14 protein-coding genes and 2 tRNA genes are annotated in these 14,460 nt (G+C 59.9%); 6 read left to right on the top strand and 10 right to left on the bottom strand.

The annotated features are described in order from the left end of the window. The first annotated feature begins 315 nt into the window (after window positions 1-315). Window positions 316-1,431: a metallophosphoesterase gene (locus ACIGHL_RS20590; protein WP_446697690.1), complete on the top strand. Its 1,116-nt coding sequence runs from the start codon at window positions 316-318 to the stop codon at window positions 1,429-1,431. An 8-nt stretch (window positions 1,432-1,439) separates the two neighbouring features. Here the strand turns inward: ACIGHL_RS20590 and ACIGHL_RS20585 are convergent, their stop codons facing one another. The 10 genes from ACIGHL_RS20585 to ACIGHL_RS20540 form a co-directional block, all read right to left on the bottom strand. Then, window positions 1,440-2,138 (bottom strand): DNA-3-methyladenine glycosylase, encoded by a 699-nt coding sequence (locus tag ACIGHL_RS20585; protein WP_446697691.1) that lies wholly within the window; start codon window positions 2,136-2,138, stop codon window positions 1,440-1,442. Between the two features lie 222 nt (window positions 2,139-2,360). Continuing rightward, window positions 2,361-3,461: a redox-regulated ATPase YchF gene (gene ychF, locus ACIGHL_RS20580; RefSeq protein WP_064480475.1), complete on the bottom strand. Its 1,101-nt coding sequence runs from the start codon at window positions 3,459-3,461 to the stop codon at window positions 2,361-2,363. A 137-nt stretch (window positions 3,462-3,598) separates the two neighbouring features. Further along, on the bottom strand, window positions 3,599-4,183 hold the full coding sequence (pth, locus tag ACIGHL_RS20575; protein ID WP_045424951.1) for an aminoacyl-tRNA hydrolase: 585 nt from the start codon (window positions 4,181-4,183) through the stop codon (window positions 3,599-3,601). 34 nt (window positions 4,184-4,217) lie between these two features. Then, complete coding sequence (locus tag ACIGHL_RS20570) at window positions 4,218-4,835, bottom strand: 50S ribosomal protein L25/general stress protein Ctc (protein ID WP_128121775.1); 618 nt, start codon at window positions 4,833-4,835, stop codon at window positions 4,218-4,220. 124 nt (window positions 4,836-4,959) lie between these two features. After that, window positions 4,960-5,901, bottom strand: a complete 942-nt coding sequence (locus tag ACIGHL_RS20565) for a ribose-phosphate pyrophosphokinase (RefSeq protein WP_019341796.1) — start codon at window positions 5,899-5,901, stop codon at window positions 4,960-4,962. Between the two features lie 83 nt (window positions 5,902-5,984). After that, a tRNA-Gln gene (locus tag ACIGHL_RS20560) sits at window positions 5,985-6,059 on the bottom strand. A gap of 52 nt (window positions 6,060-6,111) precedes the next feature. After that, window positions 6,112-6,186 (bottom strand) — tRNA-Gln (locus tag ACIGHL_RS20555). Window positions 6,187-6,200: 14 nt separating this feature from the next. Continuing rightward, window positions 6,201-7,061, bottom strand: a complete 861-nt coding sequence (ispE, locus tag ACIGHL_RS20550) for a 4-(cytidine 5'-diphospho)-2-C-methyl-D-erythritol kinase (RefSeq protein ID WP_128121776.1) — start codon at window positions 7,059-7,061, stop codon at window positions 6,201-6,203. Beyond that, on the bottom strand, window positions 7,061-7,681 hold the full coding sequence (gene lolB, locus ACIGHL_RS20545) for a lipoprotein insertase outer membrane protein LolB (RefSeq protein ID WP_064480472.1): 621 nt from the start codon (window positions 7,679-7,681) through the stop codon (window positions 7,061-7,063). The genes ispE and lolB overlap by 1 nt, the downstream gene beginning before the upstream one ends. A gap of 3 nt (window positions 7,682-7,684) precedes the next feature. Further along, a complete protein-coding gene (locus tag ACIGHL_RS20540; RefSeq protein ID WP_446697692.1) occupies window positions 7,685-9,412 on the bottom strand; it encodes a tetratricopeptide repeat protein in 1,728 nt (575 codons plus the stop codon). 183 nt (window positions 9,413-9,595) lie between these two features. Here ACIGHL_RS20540 and hemA point away from each other — a divergent pair, with 183 nt between their 5' ends. From hemA to murI, 5 genes are all read left to right on the top strand, one after another. Beyond that, on the top strand, window positions 9,596-10,864 hold the full coding sequence (gene hemA, locus ACIGHL_RS20535; protein WP_446697693.1) for a glutamyl-tRNA reductase: 1,269 nt from the start codon (window positions 9,596-9,598) through the stop codon (window positions 10,862-10,864). Continuing rightward, window positions 10,861-11,943 (top strand): peptide chain release factor 1, encoded by a 1,083-nt coding sequence (gene prfA / locus ACIGHL_RS20530; protein WP_045424959.1) that lies wholly within the window; start codon window positions 10,861-10,863, stop codon window positions 11,941-11,943. Before hemA ends, prfA begins: the two co-directional genes overlap by 4 nt. Window positions 11,944-12,012: 69 nt before the next feature. Further along, window positions 12,013-12,840 (top strand): peptide chain release factor N(5)-glutamine methyltransferase, encoded by an 828-nt coding sequence (gene prmC, locus ACIGHL_RS20525; RefSeq protein WP_446697694.1) that lies wholly within the window; start codon window positions 12,013-12,015, stop codon window positions 12,838-12,840. A 19-nt stretch (window positions 12,841-12,859) separates the two neighbouring features. Beyond that, window positions 12,860-13,615: a molybdopterin-synthase adenylyltransferase MoeB gene (locus ACIGHL_RS20520; RefSeq protein ID WP_446697695.1), complete on the top strand. Its 756-nt coding sequence runs from the start codon at window positions 12,860-12,862 to the stop codon at window positions 13,613-13,615. Then, window positions 13,608-14,399, top strand: coding sequence for a glutamate racemase (gene murI, locus ACIGHL_RS20515; protein WP_446697696.1), 792 nt, complete (start codon window positions 13,608-13,610; stop codon window positions 14,397-14,399). Before ACIGHL_RS20520 ends, murI begins: the two co-directional genes overlap by 8 nt. Window positions 14,400-14,460 lie beyond the last annotated feature (61 nt).

Raw genomic sequence — 14,460 nt, 5'->3', positions numbered from 1 at the left:
GAGCACCCGAACTGCAGGGTTCGTTCCGCTAAAACTCTATGCGCTCGGTCACTTGTCTGCTCGTATCAGCACGGCTGTGCCGTCCCCGAGAGGCGAAGTCCAGATCGGCCTATGTCCGTGGTGATGGTCTTCGATTCCGAGTACGCCTGTTGTGAGGTGAAAGCTGCGAGGTACCCTTCTTGAGGGCAAGTGGCGTGTTCGACTGAGATGGTGCGCTTCTGTGCATGTAAGTCCTCTCAACTACTTGTCCTTACCGATACGCAGCCCGTTCGTTGCAGGCGTAACAATGCCCCCCTTGCTCAAGAGACGTATTGCATGAACAGGCGGTTGTTGGTTGCGGTACTGCTGATTGGCTTGCATGTATTCGTCGGTGTCACGCTGATTTCTGATCTTGCCCTTGGGCTGTTCGGCAGCGTTCTGGCGTGGGGCTATCTCGTGCTTTCGGCTGTACTGATGCGCTACGGCGTGCTGGTGCGAGGGGCGGGCAGTGCGCTGCTGGCGTGGTCCGGATTGCTGGCGATGGGAATCTTTTCCAGCCTGGCGATATTCGCACTGCTGCGAGCCTTTGCATTGGTGTTGGCTTCACTGCTGGGCTGGGAGTCGGCTGCAATTGCGCAGGGCTCGGCGCTGGCGGTCCTAGTCGCGGTTGCAGCCGTTACTCTGTTCGGCGTGCTCAACGCCCGGCGCACGGCTCGGGTAGTCGTGCGCGACATCGGCTTGCGAGATCTTCCGCCGGCACTGGAGGGTTTCAGCATTGTGCAGCTCAGTGACATCCACGTCGGGCCGACAATCAAACAGGGATATATCGATGCGATCGTCAGGCGGGCCAATGGACTTTCTCCCGATCTGATCGTTATCACTGGCGATCTTGTGGACGGCAGCGTTGCCGATCTGGCCGATGACATTGCCCCGTTGGCTCAACTGAGCGCCCGTCATGGCACTTACGTAGTGACCGGCAACCACGAATACTATTCCGGTGCCGACAGCTGGATTGCCGAGTTTGAGCGGCTGGGTATGGCAGTGTTGCTCAATCGTCATGTTCAACTCGAACACGACGGTGCTCGCTTGGTATTGGCTGGCATCGCCGACTATTCAGCTGAGCTGTTCCGGCCCAGCCATCGAAGCGATCCGATCGCTGCGTTTGCAGGCGCGCCCTATGGCGTGCCGCGCTTACTGTTGGCGCACCAGCCGCGGTCGGCTAAGGCGGCAGTTGAGGCTGGCTGCGATCTGCAGTTGTCCGGCCATACGCATGGCGGGCAATTTTGGCCGTGGATGCATTTTGTGCGCTGGCAGCAGCCCTGGGTGGCGGGGCTGCAGCGCGTTGGTGCCATGCAGATCTATATCAGCCGTGGCACGGGTTACTGGGGACCGCCGCTGCGCTTCGGGGCGCCGTCGGAGATCACCCGGGTTCGTCTGGTCAGGGCTGTTTGACTGATGAGCTAGCTCGCTAACAGCTCGCGGCGCAGTAGTACGTAGTCCTGACCCTCCTGTTGCCCACGGCGCATCGGATTGCGCGTGCAGTGTGCGGCAAAGCCGGCATCGACAAATCGGTACGGCAGGTGCTCGTCACGACCGGCGGGAATGCCGAGGCGGGTGGTCTGGATGATATCCGGGCGGGCACCGATGTCATCCAAGCGTAGTTTCGTAGGGTCCATGCGCTGGGCATTCCACTCCGTTACCTTCAGCCCCAGCGCCTTGCATAGCAGCGTCTGGCCAGAGCAGAGGCGGGTCAGGGGACGTGGGCCTCCTGCGGCGGCGGGGCTGTTAGCGCGCATGCGTTCGATAGATTCTTCGCATGACAGCGAATCGACCCAGGGGTATCCGGCCTTGATGCAGACCGCATTGCCGTCCCCCTGAACACTAAAGTTCAGTGAGTCCCCGCCCCGCGAGTAATAGAGATAGAGATGGCCGGCCGGCATGAACATGGCGCGCCGCGAGGGGCTGTGGCCGAGCGACGAGTGACTGGCTTTCTCGTCGATGTAATAGGCCTCGGTCTCGATGATGCGCGCCGACAACCACAACCCGTCGACGCAGTGGCGAATTACGGTACCGAGCAATGCCTGAGCGACAATTTGCGCGTCCCGGTCAAAAAAGGCATCGTCGAGGTGCTGTAGCGGTGGTTCGGTGAGGCTGTTCATCAGGGCTCCGGCTTCGGCAGGTCTGCCTGTTCCGACCGCACAAGCGGGGCGAATATTCCGCGCTTGATCAACAGATTCCGTACCGGTCGTCAGCCGAATGTTTGAAAGCGGGGCTTCCCCGATTTTTCACAGCGACGACTTCTTACCTCGGAACACCAAAAAGCCTCGCGTGAGCGAGGCTTTGAGCGCGGCAATCAATGAATGCCAATGTGGCAATTTCGCTTAAACGTTGAAGCGGAAGTGCATCACATCGCCATCCTTGATGATGTATTCCTTGCCCTCCAGGCGCCATTTACCAGCTTCCTTGGCACCGGCTTCGCCTTTGTACTGGATGAAGTCGTTATAGGCGACCACTTCAGCGCGGATGAAGCCTTTCTCGAAATCGGTGTGGATTACCCCTGCGCCTTGAGGGGCTGTAGCGCCGACTTTCACAGTCCAGGCGCGGACTTCCTTCACGCCAGCCGTGAAGTAGGTTTGCAGGTTGAGCAACTCGTAACCGGCGCGGATCACGCGGTTCAAGCCGGGCTCTTCAAGGCCGAGGGACTCAAGGAACATGTCCTTTTCTTCACCATCGTCGAGCTCGGCGATTTCCGCTTCGATCTTATTGCACACCGGTACCACGAGGGCGCCTTCTTCGGCGGCGATTGCCTTGACCACATCCAGGTGCGGGTTGTTCTCGAAGCCGTCTTCGGCCACGTTGGCGATGTACATGACCGGCTTGCTGGTGAGCAAGTGAAAGCCCTTGGCCAGTTGAACATCATCATCGCCCAGCTTCTTCAAGAGCGTGCGGGCCGGCTTGGCTTCGGTGAAGTGCGGGATCAATTTTTCCAGCAGCGCTTTCTGCGCTACGGCTTCCTTGTCGCCGCCTTTGGCGTTGCGCGTAACGCGCTGCAATTGCTTTTCGCAGCTGTCGAGATCGGCGAAGATCAGTTCGAGTTCGATGATTTCGATGTCGCGCTTGGGGTCGACCGAGTTGGAGACGTGGATGACGTTTTCGTCTTCGAAGCAACGCACCACGTGGGCTATCGCATCAGTCTCGCGGATGTTGGCGAGGAACTTGTTGCCCAAACCTTCACCCTTTGAAGCACCTTCGACGAGGCCGGCGATGTCGACGAATTCCATGGTGGTCGGCAGGATTCGCTCGGGCTTGACGATGTCTGCCAAGGCCTGCAGGCGAGGATCGGGCATCGGCACGATGCCACTGTTCGGCTCGATGGTGCAGAAGGGGAAGTTTTCCGCAGCGATTCCGGACTTGGTCAGCGCGTTGAACAGGGTGGACTTGCCGACGTTGGGCAGGCCGACGATGCCGCAATTGAATCCCATGGTGTCTTGCCTCGGTGTTGGCTGGCAGCTCTGCGCTACCGGCGTTGCCAAACTGCGTTAAACGGCTTCGTGATGCGCTGTGCTGCAAGCCTTCCGCTCAGCCGTTGCCTTGTCTTGCGTTCCTGCGTCGAGTTCGATCAGGCCTTCTGGCTGTGCAGACGCTGCATTGCACGCGTCCAGTCACCGGCGAGAATTTCGGGTAGCACGTCGAAGGTGAAGTCGATGCTGGCGTCCAGCTTTTCGCGCTCGGCCTGGGGCGCTCGGCCCAGTACGTAACCGGTCACCAGGCTGCTATGACCTGGGTGGCCGATGCCCAGACGCAGGCGGTAGAAATTGTTCTGATTACCGAGCTTGGCAATGATGTCGCGAAGCCCGTTATGCCCGCCATGGCCTCCGCCTTGTTTGAGCTTGGCGACGCCGGGGGGCATGTCGAGCTCATCGTGGGCAACCAGGATGGACTCGGGAGGAATTCGGAAAAATCCGGCCAGTGCCGCCACCGCTTGACCGCTACGGTTCATGAAAGTGGTGGGGATCAACAGGCGGACGTCTTCGTCTTGGTGGCGAAACTTGCCGACCAGGCCGAAATACTTGCGATCGACGCTGAGGTTGACGCCCTTGTGGGCAGCCAGACGCTCAACGAAAAGGGCCCCTGCGTTATGCCGGGTCTGGTCGTATTCAGGGCCTGGGTTACCCAGGCCGACGATCAGTTTAACGGCAGTCACGACAGAGGCCCTTCCTCAGGTGATGGCGAGTGGATTACTCGGCAGCGCCTTCTTCTTTCGGAGTGTCTTCCTTGTTCACGCGAGGTGCGTGAACGTTGGCAACCGGCAGATCGCTGCCGTGGGCCAGGGCGACCAGCTCAACGCCTTTCGGCAGCTTGAGGTCAGTCATGTGCAGTACCTGACCGACTTCAACGTTGGCCATGTCGACCTCGATGAACTCAGGCAGATCCTGCGGCAGGCAGGAGACTTCCACTTCGTTGATGTTGTGCAGGATCTCGCCGCCTTGCTGCTTAACGCCTACCGAAGTTTCCTGGTTCAGGAAGTGCAGCGGTACGGTAGCAGTCAGCTTATGACCTTCGACGACGCGGACGAAGTCAGCGTGCAGAACGAAGCCTTTGGCCGGATGACGCTGCAGCGCCTTGATCAGAACGGATTCGTTCTGGCCGTCGACGTTCAGGGTCAGTACGTGGCTGAAAGAGGCTTCGGTTTCCAGCAGCTTGGTTACGTCTTTCAGCAGCAGGCTGATGGATTGCGGAGCCTTGTCACCACCGTAGATTACGGCTGGAACGAGGTTGGCGTTACGACGCAGGCGGCGGCTCGCACCTTTCCCCAGGTCGGAACGCACTTGGGCATTCAGAGTGAAATCAGTCATTGTGTTTCTCCAGGATAACAACGCACCCGAAACGCTCGCGACCAGCGCTACCGGGCGGTTGGGCAAAAAGCCCCGCACGAGGCGGGGCACATTTTCGTTCTGCGCAAAGGGCTAAGCGTTTGGCTTAGCGGAACATCGCGCTGATCGATTCAGCATTGCTGATGCGGCGAACCGCTTCAGCCACCATTGGCGCGATGTCCAACTGGCGAATACGGGTACAGGCTTGCGCCGCTGCGGACAGCGGGATGGTATTGGTCACGACCAGCTCGTCGAGGACCGAACCTTCGATGTTCTCGATGGCGCGACCGGACAGAATTGGGTGTGTGCAATACGCGAAGACCTTGGACGCGCCATGATCTTTTAGAGCGGTTGCGGCATGGCACAGGGTGCCGGCGGTATCGACCATGTCATCGACGAGGATGCAAGTCCGGCCTTCGATATCACCGATGATGTGCATCACTTCGGACTGGTTGGCCTTCGGACGACGCTTGTCGATGATCGCCAGATCCACACCCAACGATTTGGCGACAGCACGAGCTCGTACCACACCACCGATATCGGGGGAGACGATCATCAGGTTCTCGAAGCGCTGAGCCTGTATATCGTCGACCAGGACCGGCGAACCGTAGATGTTATCTACTGGCATGTCGAAGAAGCCCTGGATCTGGTCAGCGTGCAGGTCGACCGTGAGTACACGGTTGACCCCAACCACATCGAGCATGTCAGCCACGACTTTAGCGCTGATCGGCACGCGTGCGGAGCGCGGACGGCGATCTTGGCGGGCATAACCAAAGTAGGGAATGACGGCTGTGATGCGAGTGGCGGAGGACCGGCGGAAGGCGTCTGCCATCACAACCAGTTCCATCAGATTGTCATTGGTGGGGGCACAGGTCGGCTGAATCAGAAAGACGTCCTTACCACGAACGTTCTCGTTGATCTCGACACTGATTTCGCCATCGGAGAACTTTCCGACGTAGGCGTCACCGAGAGGGATATGCAGCTGACGTACAACACGCCGGGCCAGGTCGGGGTTGGCGTTCCCCGTGAAGACCATCATCTTGGACACGCGCAGTACCTGCCTGAGGGTGGATCCGATGAAACAAAAAGCTGTTCAAAAGGCCAGGCGTTTTGAACAGCTCTCGTGATGTTTGGCAGGGGCGGCTGGATTCGAACCAACGCATGCCAGGATCAAAACCTGGTGCCTTACCGCTTGGCGACGCCCCTATAGATGTAACCCTGAAAGTGCTTGTCCGGCTGTATTAACCCCGAAAGGTTATGGCAGGGGCGGCTGGATTCGAACCAACGCATGCCAGGATCAAAACCTGGTGCCTTACCGCTTGGCGACGCCCCTGTAACCTACAACCTCTAACCACTTGCTTCCTGTGCCAGCTGCGCAAGCTTTCGGTGCAACATCGAAATATTGCGGCCTTGAGCGACGAATGCTGGTAAATCGGCTGGAAGTTGGCGGCAAACTTTATCAGCCTCACCCTTGTTTGGGAAGCTCCCAAACACACAAGCTCCAGTGCCGGTCATTCTTGCTGGAACAAATTTGTTCAACAAGCTCAAAGCGTTACGAACTTCTGGGTAACGCCTCTCGACTACCGGCTGACAGTCGTTATGACCGCCCCCTGCAAGAAGGCTGCGAACTGTAATGGCCGGGGTATTGCGTGTCAACTCTGGGTCGGAAAATATTTCCGCTGTACTAACAGAGACTTGCGGGGCGATTACGAGGTACCAGGGTTCGTTCAATTCGACCGGTTGCAGGCGTTCACCAACCCCTTCGGCAAAGGCTGCGCGGCCTCTAACGAATACCGGAACATCAGCACCCAATGCCAAGCCGATCTCCGCCAGCGTGTCTTCGCCCAGGCGGGTCTGCCAGAGGTAATCGAGGCCAAGCAGGGTGGTGGCCGCATCGGAGCTTCCACCGCCAATACCGCCGCCCATGGGCAAGTGCTTGCTCAATTCGATGTCAGCGCCTTGAGCGCAGCCGCTGCGCGTTTGCAGGAGGCGTGCAGCGCGCACGATCAGGTTGCTGTCATGGTCGACGCCCGGGAGGTCCGTATGTAATCGGACCTGTCCATCGGCTCGAGGTCTGAAAGTCAGCTCGTCGCCGTAGTCGAGAAACTGAAAAAGCGTTTGAAGCTCGTGGTATCCGTCGGCGCGACGGCCGAGGATATGCAGCATGAGATTGAGCTTGGCTGGCGCGGGGAGTGTCAGTGCGAGCATCAGTGTCCGAGCTGGCGCGGTTGCCAGTCCTTGACCACCAATGTGATTTTCAGGTCACGACCTGCCAATTTGATGCGATTTGGCAGCGGATAACCGTCCTCCTCGGTATAGCTCAGGTACTGAACATCCCAACCATCTTGCTTCAGGCTGGCTAGCTGCCCGTTGGCGTTGAGGGCGATGCGGCTGCGGCTGTCCGGAGCCGGTAGGCCGCGTACCCACCAGAGCAGGTTGGAGACGGGTAGCTGCCAGCCCAGCTGGCTTTCAACCAATGCTTCCGGCGAGTCGGCCTCGAAGCGTCCCTGGCCGGCAACTTCCAGCGCCACCGCATCGGGGCGTCCAGTCAGGCGCGTAGCGCCGCGACCTAAGGGGCCGGAGAGACGAATATCGAAATAATCCTGGCGCTGCAGCCAGAACAAGGTGCCGCTGCCGGAATCCTGCGGTGCCTGAATTCCTATCTTGCCGCTGATCTGCCAGCCATCGATCTCGCTGATATGGGCTTTATGGGTCTTCCAGTCTTCGGCATTGCCGGGGCCTTCAACTGACTCCTGCGGACCGAGACCGGCGCAGCCAGCTAGCAGCAAGGCGAGGGTGGGGGCCAGCAGGTTACGCATCAGCTTCATGGGTCAGGGTTTCTCCGAGCCTGTCAGTCGTTTGATGGTGTCACGCAGGACTTGGCTATCGGGCTGCGCCTTCAAGGCTTTCGCCCAGATGGCCCGCGCTTCGCGCAGCTTGCCAGCAGACCACAGTACTTCGCCAAGGTGAGCGGCGACTTCATGGTCGGGAAAGCGCTCAAGCGCCTTGCGCAGTTGGGCTTCTGCTTCCTGCAGATTGCCCAGCCGATAGTTGACCCAGCCAAGCGAGTCGAGAATTGCGGCATCGTCAGGGTTGATCCGATAAGCCTGTTCGATCAGATCAAGTGCTTCCTGATAGCGGTCGGTGCGGTCAGCAAGCGTATAGCCGAGCGCATTGATAGCCATGGCATTGTCTGGCTCGCGCTCGATGATGTAGCGAAGGTCTCGTTCCAGCTGAGCCAAGTCGCCGCGCTTTTCGGCAATCATCGCTCGGGTATAGAGCAGGTTCAGGTCGTCCGGAAACTCAACCAGCGCCTGCTTCGCCAGTTTCCAGGCTGCTTCGATCTGTTGCTGGCCGGAAAGCGCTTCCAATTCGATGAGGTACAGCTGTATGGCGTAATCGGGCTGCTCGTCACGAGCGCTTGCCAGCAGTTGTGACGCTTCCTGGTTGCGGTCGAGGGTGAACAGCAACTCCGCCTGCATCAGTTTCGCCGGCAAATATTCGTTGCCTGGACCGACCTTGGCGAATGCGGCCAGCGCCTGCTCGTGCTTGCCCAGCTCACGGTAGGCTCGGCCCAGATTGAAATGCGCGGCGTCGAGATGGCTCCCGCGCTCGATCAGTTCCTCGAGATAAACAATGGCTTCACGCCAGGCTTGTGCTTCGAGGCATACCAGTGCCATCGAGAAGCGCAAGTCATCATCGCTTGGGTATTGCTGGACCAGCGTGGCGAATTCACCCATGGCTTCGTCGAACCGATCCTGTTCCACCAGCAGGCGTGCGTAGGTCAACCGCAAGCGCTTGTCTTCGGGGTGCTGGCGGAGGCTTTTTTCCAATAGCGGCATGGCTTCGTCGGTGCGCTCCAAAACCTGCAGCAGACGAGCCTGGAGCAGAATCGACGGGATCTGCTGCTCGCTGGCTGGTTGCTCCTCGAGCAGCGCGAGTGCTTCTTCAGGGCGAGCGTCCTGCTGCAGCAACACGGCCTTGCCGAATTTCAGTTGGGGATTGTCGGGATGCTTTGCCAGCAACTGGTCGAAACTCTTGAGCAGGCCAGTGCGCGTGTCCGGATCGGTTTCAGCGGCGGACAGCGCGAGGAAGTCAAAATGCGTGTCGCCCTGACCCCGGAGCACCTTTTCCATGAACGTGAGGGACTCTTCGTAACGCCCCGCGCGCGCCAGCTGAACGGCTGCAGCGCGCTGGGCGTCGAGATTGTCCGGTGCATTGTTCGCCCAGATGATGGCCGTATCCAGCGCCGCTTGGTCCGCGCCGAGGTATTCGGCGATGCGGAAACCGCGCTCCGCGACGCCGGCATCCTGCGTCGCGTTGGCCTGCTGGACATAGGTGCCCAAGGCGATATCGAAGCGATTACGCTGGCCAGCCAGTTCTGCCACTAGTAATGCATACAGGGTATCGCCGCTGAACGAGCCATACTCGTTTGGGCTTTTTGCCACAGCCTCCGCCGTGACCTCCTCGATCGGCGGGCCGCTGTCCGGGGGGCTCTGCATGAAGCTTTGGCAGCCACCGAGAAATAGAGCGGCGCTGAGGGCGAGGAGTTTTTTCATAGGGAACATTAGGCTGGTCTGCGGTCGCGGCATGATGACACAAGCGACCAGGCAAGCACATGGCTCGGCTTTGGCCCAGCATTTTCTGGGCTTGGTCCGTTACAGACAATGTCTGGCAATGGTTGTTCTGAGGCAGGCGAAGTAGGAGAATCGCGCGCTCCGTTTTCGAATCAGCGATCCTGCATGGCTTTCCTCGCGCTTGGCATTAATCACAAGACCGCATCGGTGGACGTGCGAGAGCGTGTGGCGTTCACGCCAGAACAGATGGTCGAGGCGCTGCAGCAGCTGTGTCGAGTCACGCCCACGCGTGAAGCAGCGATTCTATCGACCTGCAATCGCAGCGAGCTTTACCTGGAACAGGAGCAGCTCGAGGCCGAGACGGTGCTGGCTTGGCTGGCCAACTATCATCGGTTGAACCTCGACGATCTCAAGGCGTGTGCCTATGTGCACACTGACGACCAGGCGGTTCGGCACATGATGCGTGTTGCCTCCGGTCTGGATTCGATGGTGTTGGGTGAGCCGCAGATTCTCGGGCAGATGAAGTCCGCCTATGCTGTGGCGCGTGAGGCCGGTAGCGTCGGCCCGCTGTTGGGGCGTTTGTTTCAGGCCACCTTCAGCACCGCTAAAACCGTACGTACCGACACCGCCATCGGGGAAAACCCGGTTTCAGTCGCGTTCGCTGCGGTCAGCCTGGCCAAGCAGATCTTCGCCAACCTTGATCGCAGCCAGGCGTTGCTGATCGGCGCTGGCGAGACCATCACCCTGGTCGCCCGGCACCTGCATGAGCAGGGCGTCAAGCGCATTGTGGTGGCCAACCGTACCCTCGAACGCGCGAGCGCGCTGGCCGAGCAGTTCGGTGCTCATGCCATCTTGCTTGCTGACATTCCGCTGGAGCTCTACAACAGCGATATCGTCATCAGCTCGACCGCCAGCCAGCTGCCGATTCTCGGCAAGGGGGCGGTTGAGCAGGCGCTGAAGAAGCGCAAGCACAAACCGATGTTCATGGTGGACATTGCCGTGCCGCGCGATATAGAGGCGCAGGTTGCCGATCTGGATGATGTCTATCTCTACACCGTTGATGATCTTCATGAAGTGGTGGCAGAGAATCTCAAGAGCCGCCAGGGCGCTGCCCAGGCCGCCGAAGAGCTGGTTGCGGTCGGGACTGAGGATTTCATGGCGCGGCTCCGTGAGCTGGCCGCTGTGGATGTGCTCAAGGCTTATCGGCAGCACGCCGAACGCCTTCGTGATGAGGAGCTGCTGCGTGCCCAGCGGTTGTTGGCCAATGGCGGCACGCCCGAGGATGCACTGGCGCAGCTAGCGCGGGGACTGACCAACAAGCTGCTGCACGCGCCCAGCGTTCAGTTGAAAAAACTTTCTGCCGAAGGGCGTGTGGAGGCACTGAGCATCGTCCAAGACCTCTTCGCCCTGCAAGACAGCACGGACAAACCATGAAAGCCTCGCTGCTCAACAAACTCGATACTCTGCAGGACCGCTTCGAAGAGCTGACAGCGTTATTGGGTGACGCTGAGGTGATCAGCGATCAGACCCGTTTTCGCGCCTATTCGCGCGAGTACGCCGAAGTCGAACCGGTCATCGCCACCTATCGCGAATTCCTCAAGATGCAGTCCGACCTTGAGGGTGCTCAGGCATTGCTCAAAGACAACGATCCGGATGTTCGCGAGATGGCAGAGGAAGAAGTTGCCGAAGCGCGCGGCAAGCTCGAGGCGATCGAGGCTCGGCTGCAGCGCATGCTTCTGCCGAAGGATCCCAAGGATGGGCGTAACGTCTTCCTCGAGATTCGCGCCGGCACCGGTGGCGACGAGGCTGCGATCTTCTCTGGCGATCTGTTTCGTATGTATTCCCGCTACGCCGAGCGGCAAGGCTGGCGCGTCGAGATCTTGTCCGAAAGCCCGGGTGAACACGGCGGCTACAAGGAAGTGATCTCGCGAGTCGAGGGCGATAACGTATTCGCCAAGCTCAAGTTCGAGTCGGGCGCACACCGGGTTCAGCGCGTCCCCGAAACCGAATCCCAGGGGCGTATCCATACCTCGGCCTGCACCGTTGCGGTCCTGCCGGAGCCGGACGAGCAAATCGCCATCGAAATCAATCCGGCTGACCTGCGCGTCGACACCTACCGCGCCTCCGGAGCTGGCGGTCAGCACATCAATAAGACCGATTCGGCGGTGCGTATTACCCACTTGCCCAGCGGCATTGTCGTGGAATGCCAGGAAGAACGCTCGCAGCACAAGAATCGTGCTCGGGCCATGGCCTGGTTGGCCGCCAAGCTGCAAGATGTGCAGGACAGCGCAGCGCACAAGGAAATTTCCGATACGCGCAAGTTGCTGGTGGGCTCGGGTGATCGTTCCGAGCGTATTCGGACTTACAACTTCCCACAGGGGCGCGTTACGGATCACCGTATCAACCTGACGTTGTATTCGCTCAATGAAGTGGTCAGCGGCGCAGTTGAGCAGGTGATCGAACCGCTGCTGCAGGAATATCAAGCCGATCAGCTTGCTGCGCTGGGCGACTGACCGCTCGCTCATCGGCGAATCCTTCCGGTTGTCGATGGCGGCGTACCACTGAGTCCTGGAACCCCGAACATGGCGACAATCGATTACCTGCTGCGTGCCGCCCAGCTGCCCGACTCGCCGAGCGCCAAGCTCGATGCCGAGTGGCTGCTTGCGGCCGCGCTGGGCAAGGGGACAAGCTACCTGCGCACCTGGCCTGATTGCGAGGTGCTACCCGAGGTCGAGGCTCGCTTTGCGGCTTACCTTGAGCGTCGTCGGCTTGGCGAGCCAGTGGCTTACATTCTGGGCCGCCAGGGATTCTGGAGTCTCGATCTCGAAGTGGCGCCACATACCTTGATTCCGCGACCGGACACCGAACTGTTGGTTGAAACGGCGTTGGATATGCTTCCAGCTGGTCCGGCGGATGTGCTCGATCTGGGTACGGGGACCGGTGCGATTGCCCTGGCGCTTGCAACTGAGCGCTCGGCCTGGCGGCTTACCGGCGTCGACCGCATCAGCGAAGCCGTTTCGCTGGCCAACCGTAATGCTCAGCGACTTGGGCTCGGCAATGTGCGGTTTATCGAGAGCCTGTGGTTCTCTTCGCTCGCGGGCCAGCGTTATGGATTGATCGTCTCCAATCCGCCCTACATTCGCGCCAGTGACCCGCATCTGTTGCAGGGTGACGTGCGCTTCGAGCCGAGCAGTGCGCTAGTGGCGGGAGAAGATGGACTGGATGACATCCGGCTGATCATCGAGCAGGCGCCTACTCATCTGCTTTCGTCCGGCTGGTTGATACTGGAGCACGGTTACGATCAGGCTATGGCGGTGCGGACCCTGTTGTTCGATGGCGGCTTCGTCGATGTCGCTAGTCGCAAGGATTTCGGTGGCCACGAGCGTGTCAGCTTCGGGCGGTTGCGATGAACCCAATGAGGAGTAGTGCATGCTGAGCGATGACGAGCTGCTGCGTTACAGCCGCCAGATCTTGCTGAGGCAGGTTGATATCGAAGGCCAGCTCAAGCTTAAGCAGAGCCGTGTGCTGATCGTCGGGCTTGGCGGGCTGGGTTCGCCCGTCGCCTTGTATCTTGCCGCCGCCGGTGTCGGTGAACTTCATCTAGCGGATTTCGATCAGCTCGATTTGACCAATCTGCAACGGCAGATTGCTCACGACACGCCATCGGTGGGGTTGCACAAGGTGGACTCGGCAATGGCTCGGCTATTTGCGCTCAACCCTTTGGTCAAGCTGGTGCCGCACCGCGCCGCGATGGATGCCGATACGCTTGGTGCCGCTGTGGCAGGAGTCGACCTGGTGCTGGATTGCACGGACAACTTTGCGGTTCGTGAGGCTGTTAACGCAGCGTGTGTAGCGGCCGTGAAACCGCTGGTGAGCGGCGCGGCCATACGGCTCGAGGGGCAGCTATCGGTGTTTGACCCTCGGGTCGAGTCCAGCCCCTGCTATCACTGCCTCTACGGCCATGGCACTGAGGCTGAGCTGACTTGCAGTGAAGCAGGCGTGCTCGGGCCTGTCGTCGGCTTGGTGGGTAGCCTGCAGGCGCTTGAGGCAATCAAGCTGCTTGTCGGTTTCGGTGAGCCTTTGATTGGCCGCCTGTTGTTGGTGGATGCGCTGTCCAGTCGTTTCCGCGAGCTGAAGGTCAAGCGCGATCCGGCCTGCGCAGTCTGCGGAAGCGGCCGTGTCTGACAATGGCCCGATTGGGGTTTTTGATTCTGGTGTGGGCGGGCTGTCGGTGCTCCGGGAGATTCGTGCCCGCCTGCCTCATGAGTCGTTGCTGTATGTAGCGGACAGCGGTCACGTCCCCTACGGCGAAAAAAGCCCGGAGTTCATCCGCGAGCGCTGCCGGGCTATCGCTGGGTTTTTGCTTGAGCAAGGCGCCAAAGCGCTCGTGCTGGCCTGCAATACCGCAACGGCCGCAGGGGTGGCGGACTTGCGAGAGCAGTATCCACAGCTGCCGTTGATTGGGATGGAGCCTGCGGTTAAACCAGCCGCCCGGGCAACCCGCAGCGGGGTGGTGGGCGTGCTGGCCACGACGGGCACCTTGAAGAGCGCTAAATTTGCGGCGCTGCTGGACCGTTTCGCCAGCGACGTGCGTGTCATCACGCAGCCATGCCCGGGCCTCGTCGAGCGTATCGAAGCGGGCGAGCTCGCTACGGCAGGTACCCGCGCGCTGCTTGAGAGCCTGGTTCAGCCATTGATCGCGCAGGGCTGCGATACGCTGATTCTCGGCTGTACCCATTATCCTTTCGTAAAGCCGCTGCTGCGCGAGATGCTTCCGCCGGAGGTGGCTTTGGTCGATACCGGTGCTGCGGTCGCGCGGCATGTCGAGACCTTGCTAGCAGCCAGCGGCCAGCTAAGCGACGGTAAAGTCACGGTGCGCTTCTGGAGCAGTGGCGATCCCCGCCGATTGGCCTGCGTTCTACCGGTACTTTGGGGCGAAAACGGTACAGTTTCATACTGTTCTGTTTAGGAACTCCCCACGCAGGCAGGCCTCTGTATTGGGGTGATACTTAGCAAAAGACAAGCGATGC

Origin of the sequence: Pseudomonas sp. NPDC077451, assembly GCF_044543345.1 — a bacterium.
GTDB lineage: Bacteria > Pseudomonadota > Gammaproteobacteria > Pseudomonadales > Pseudomonadaceae > Stutzerimonas.
This window is presented reverse-complemented; position numbering and strand designations above follow the sequence as displayed.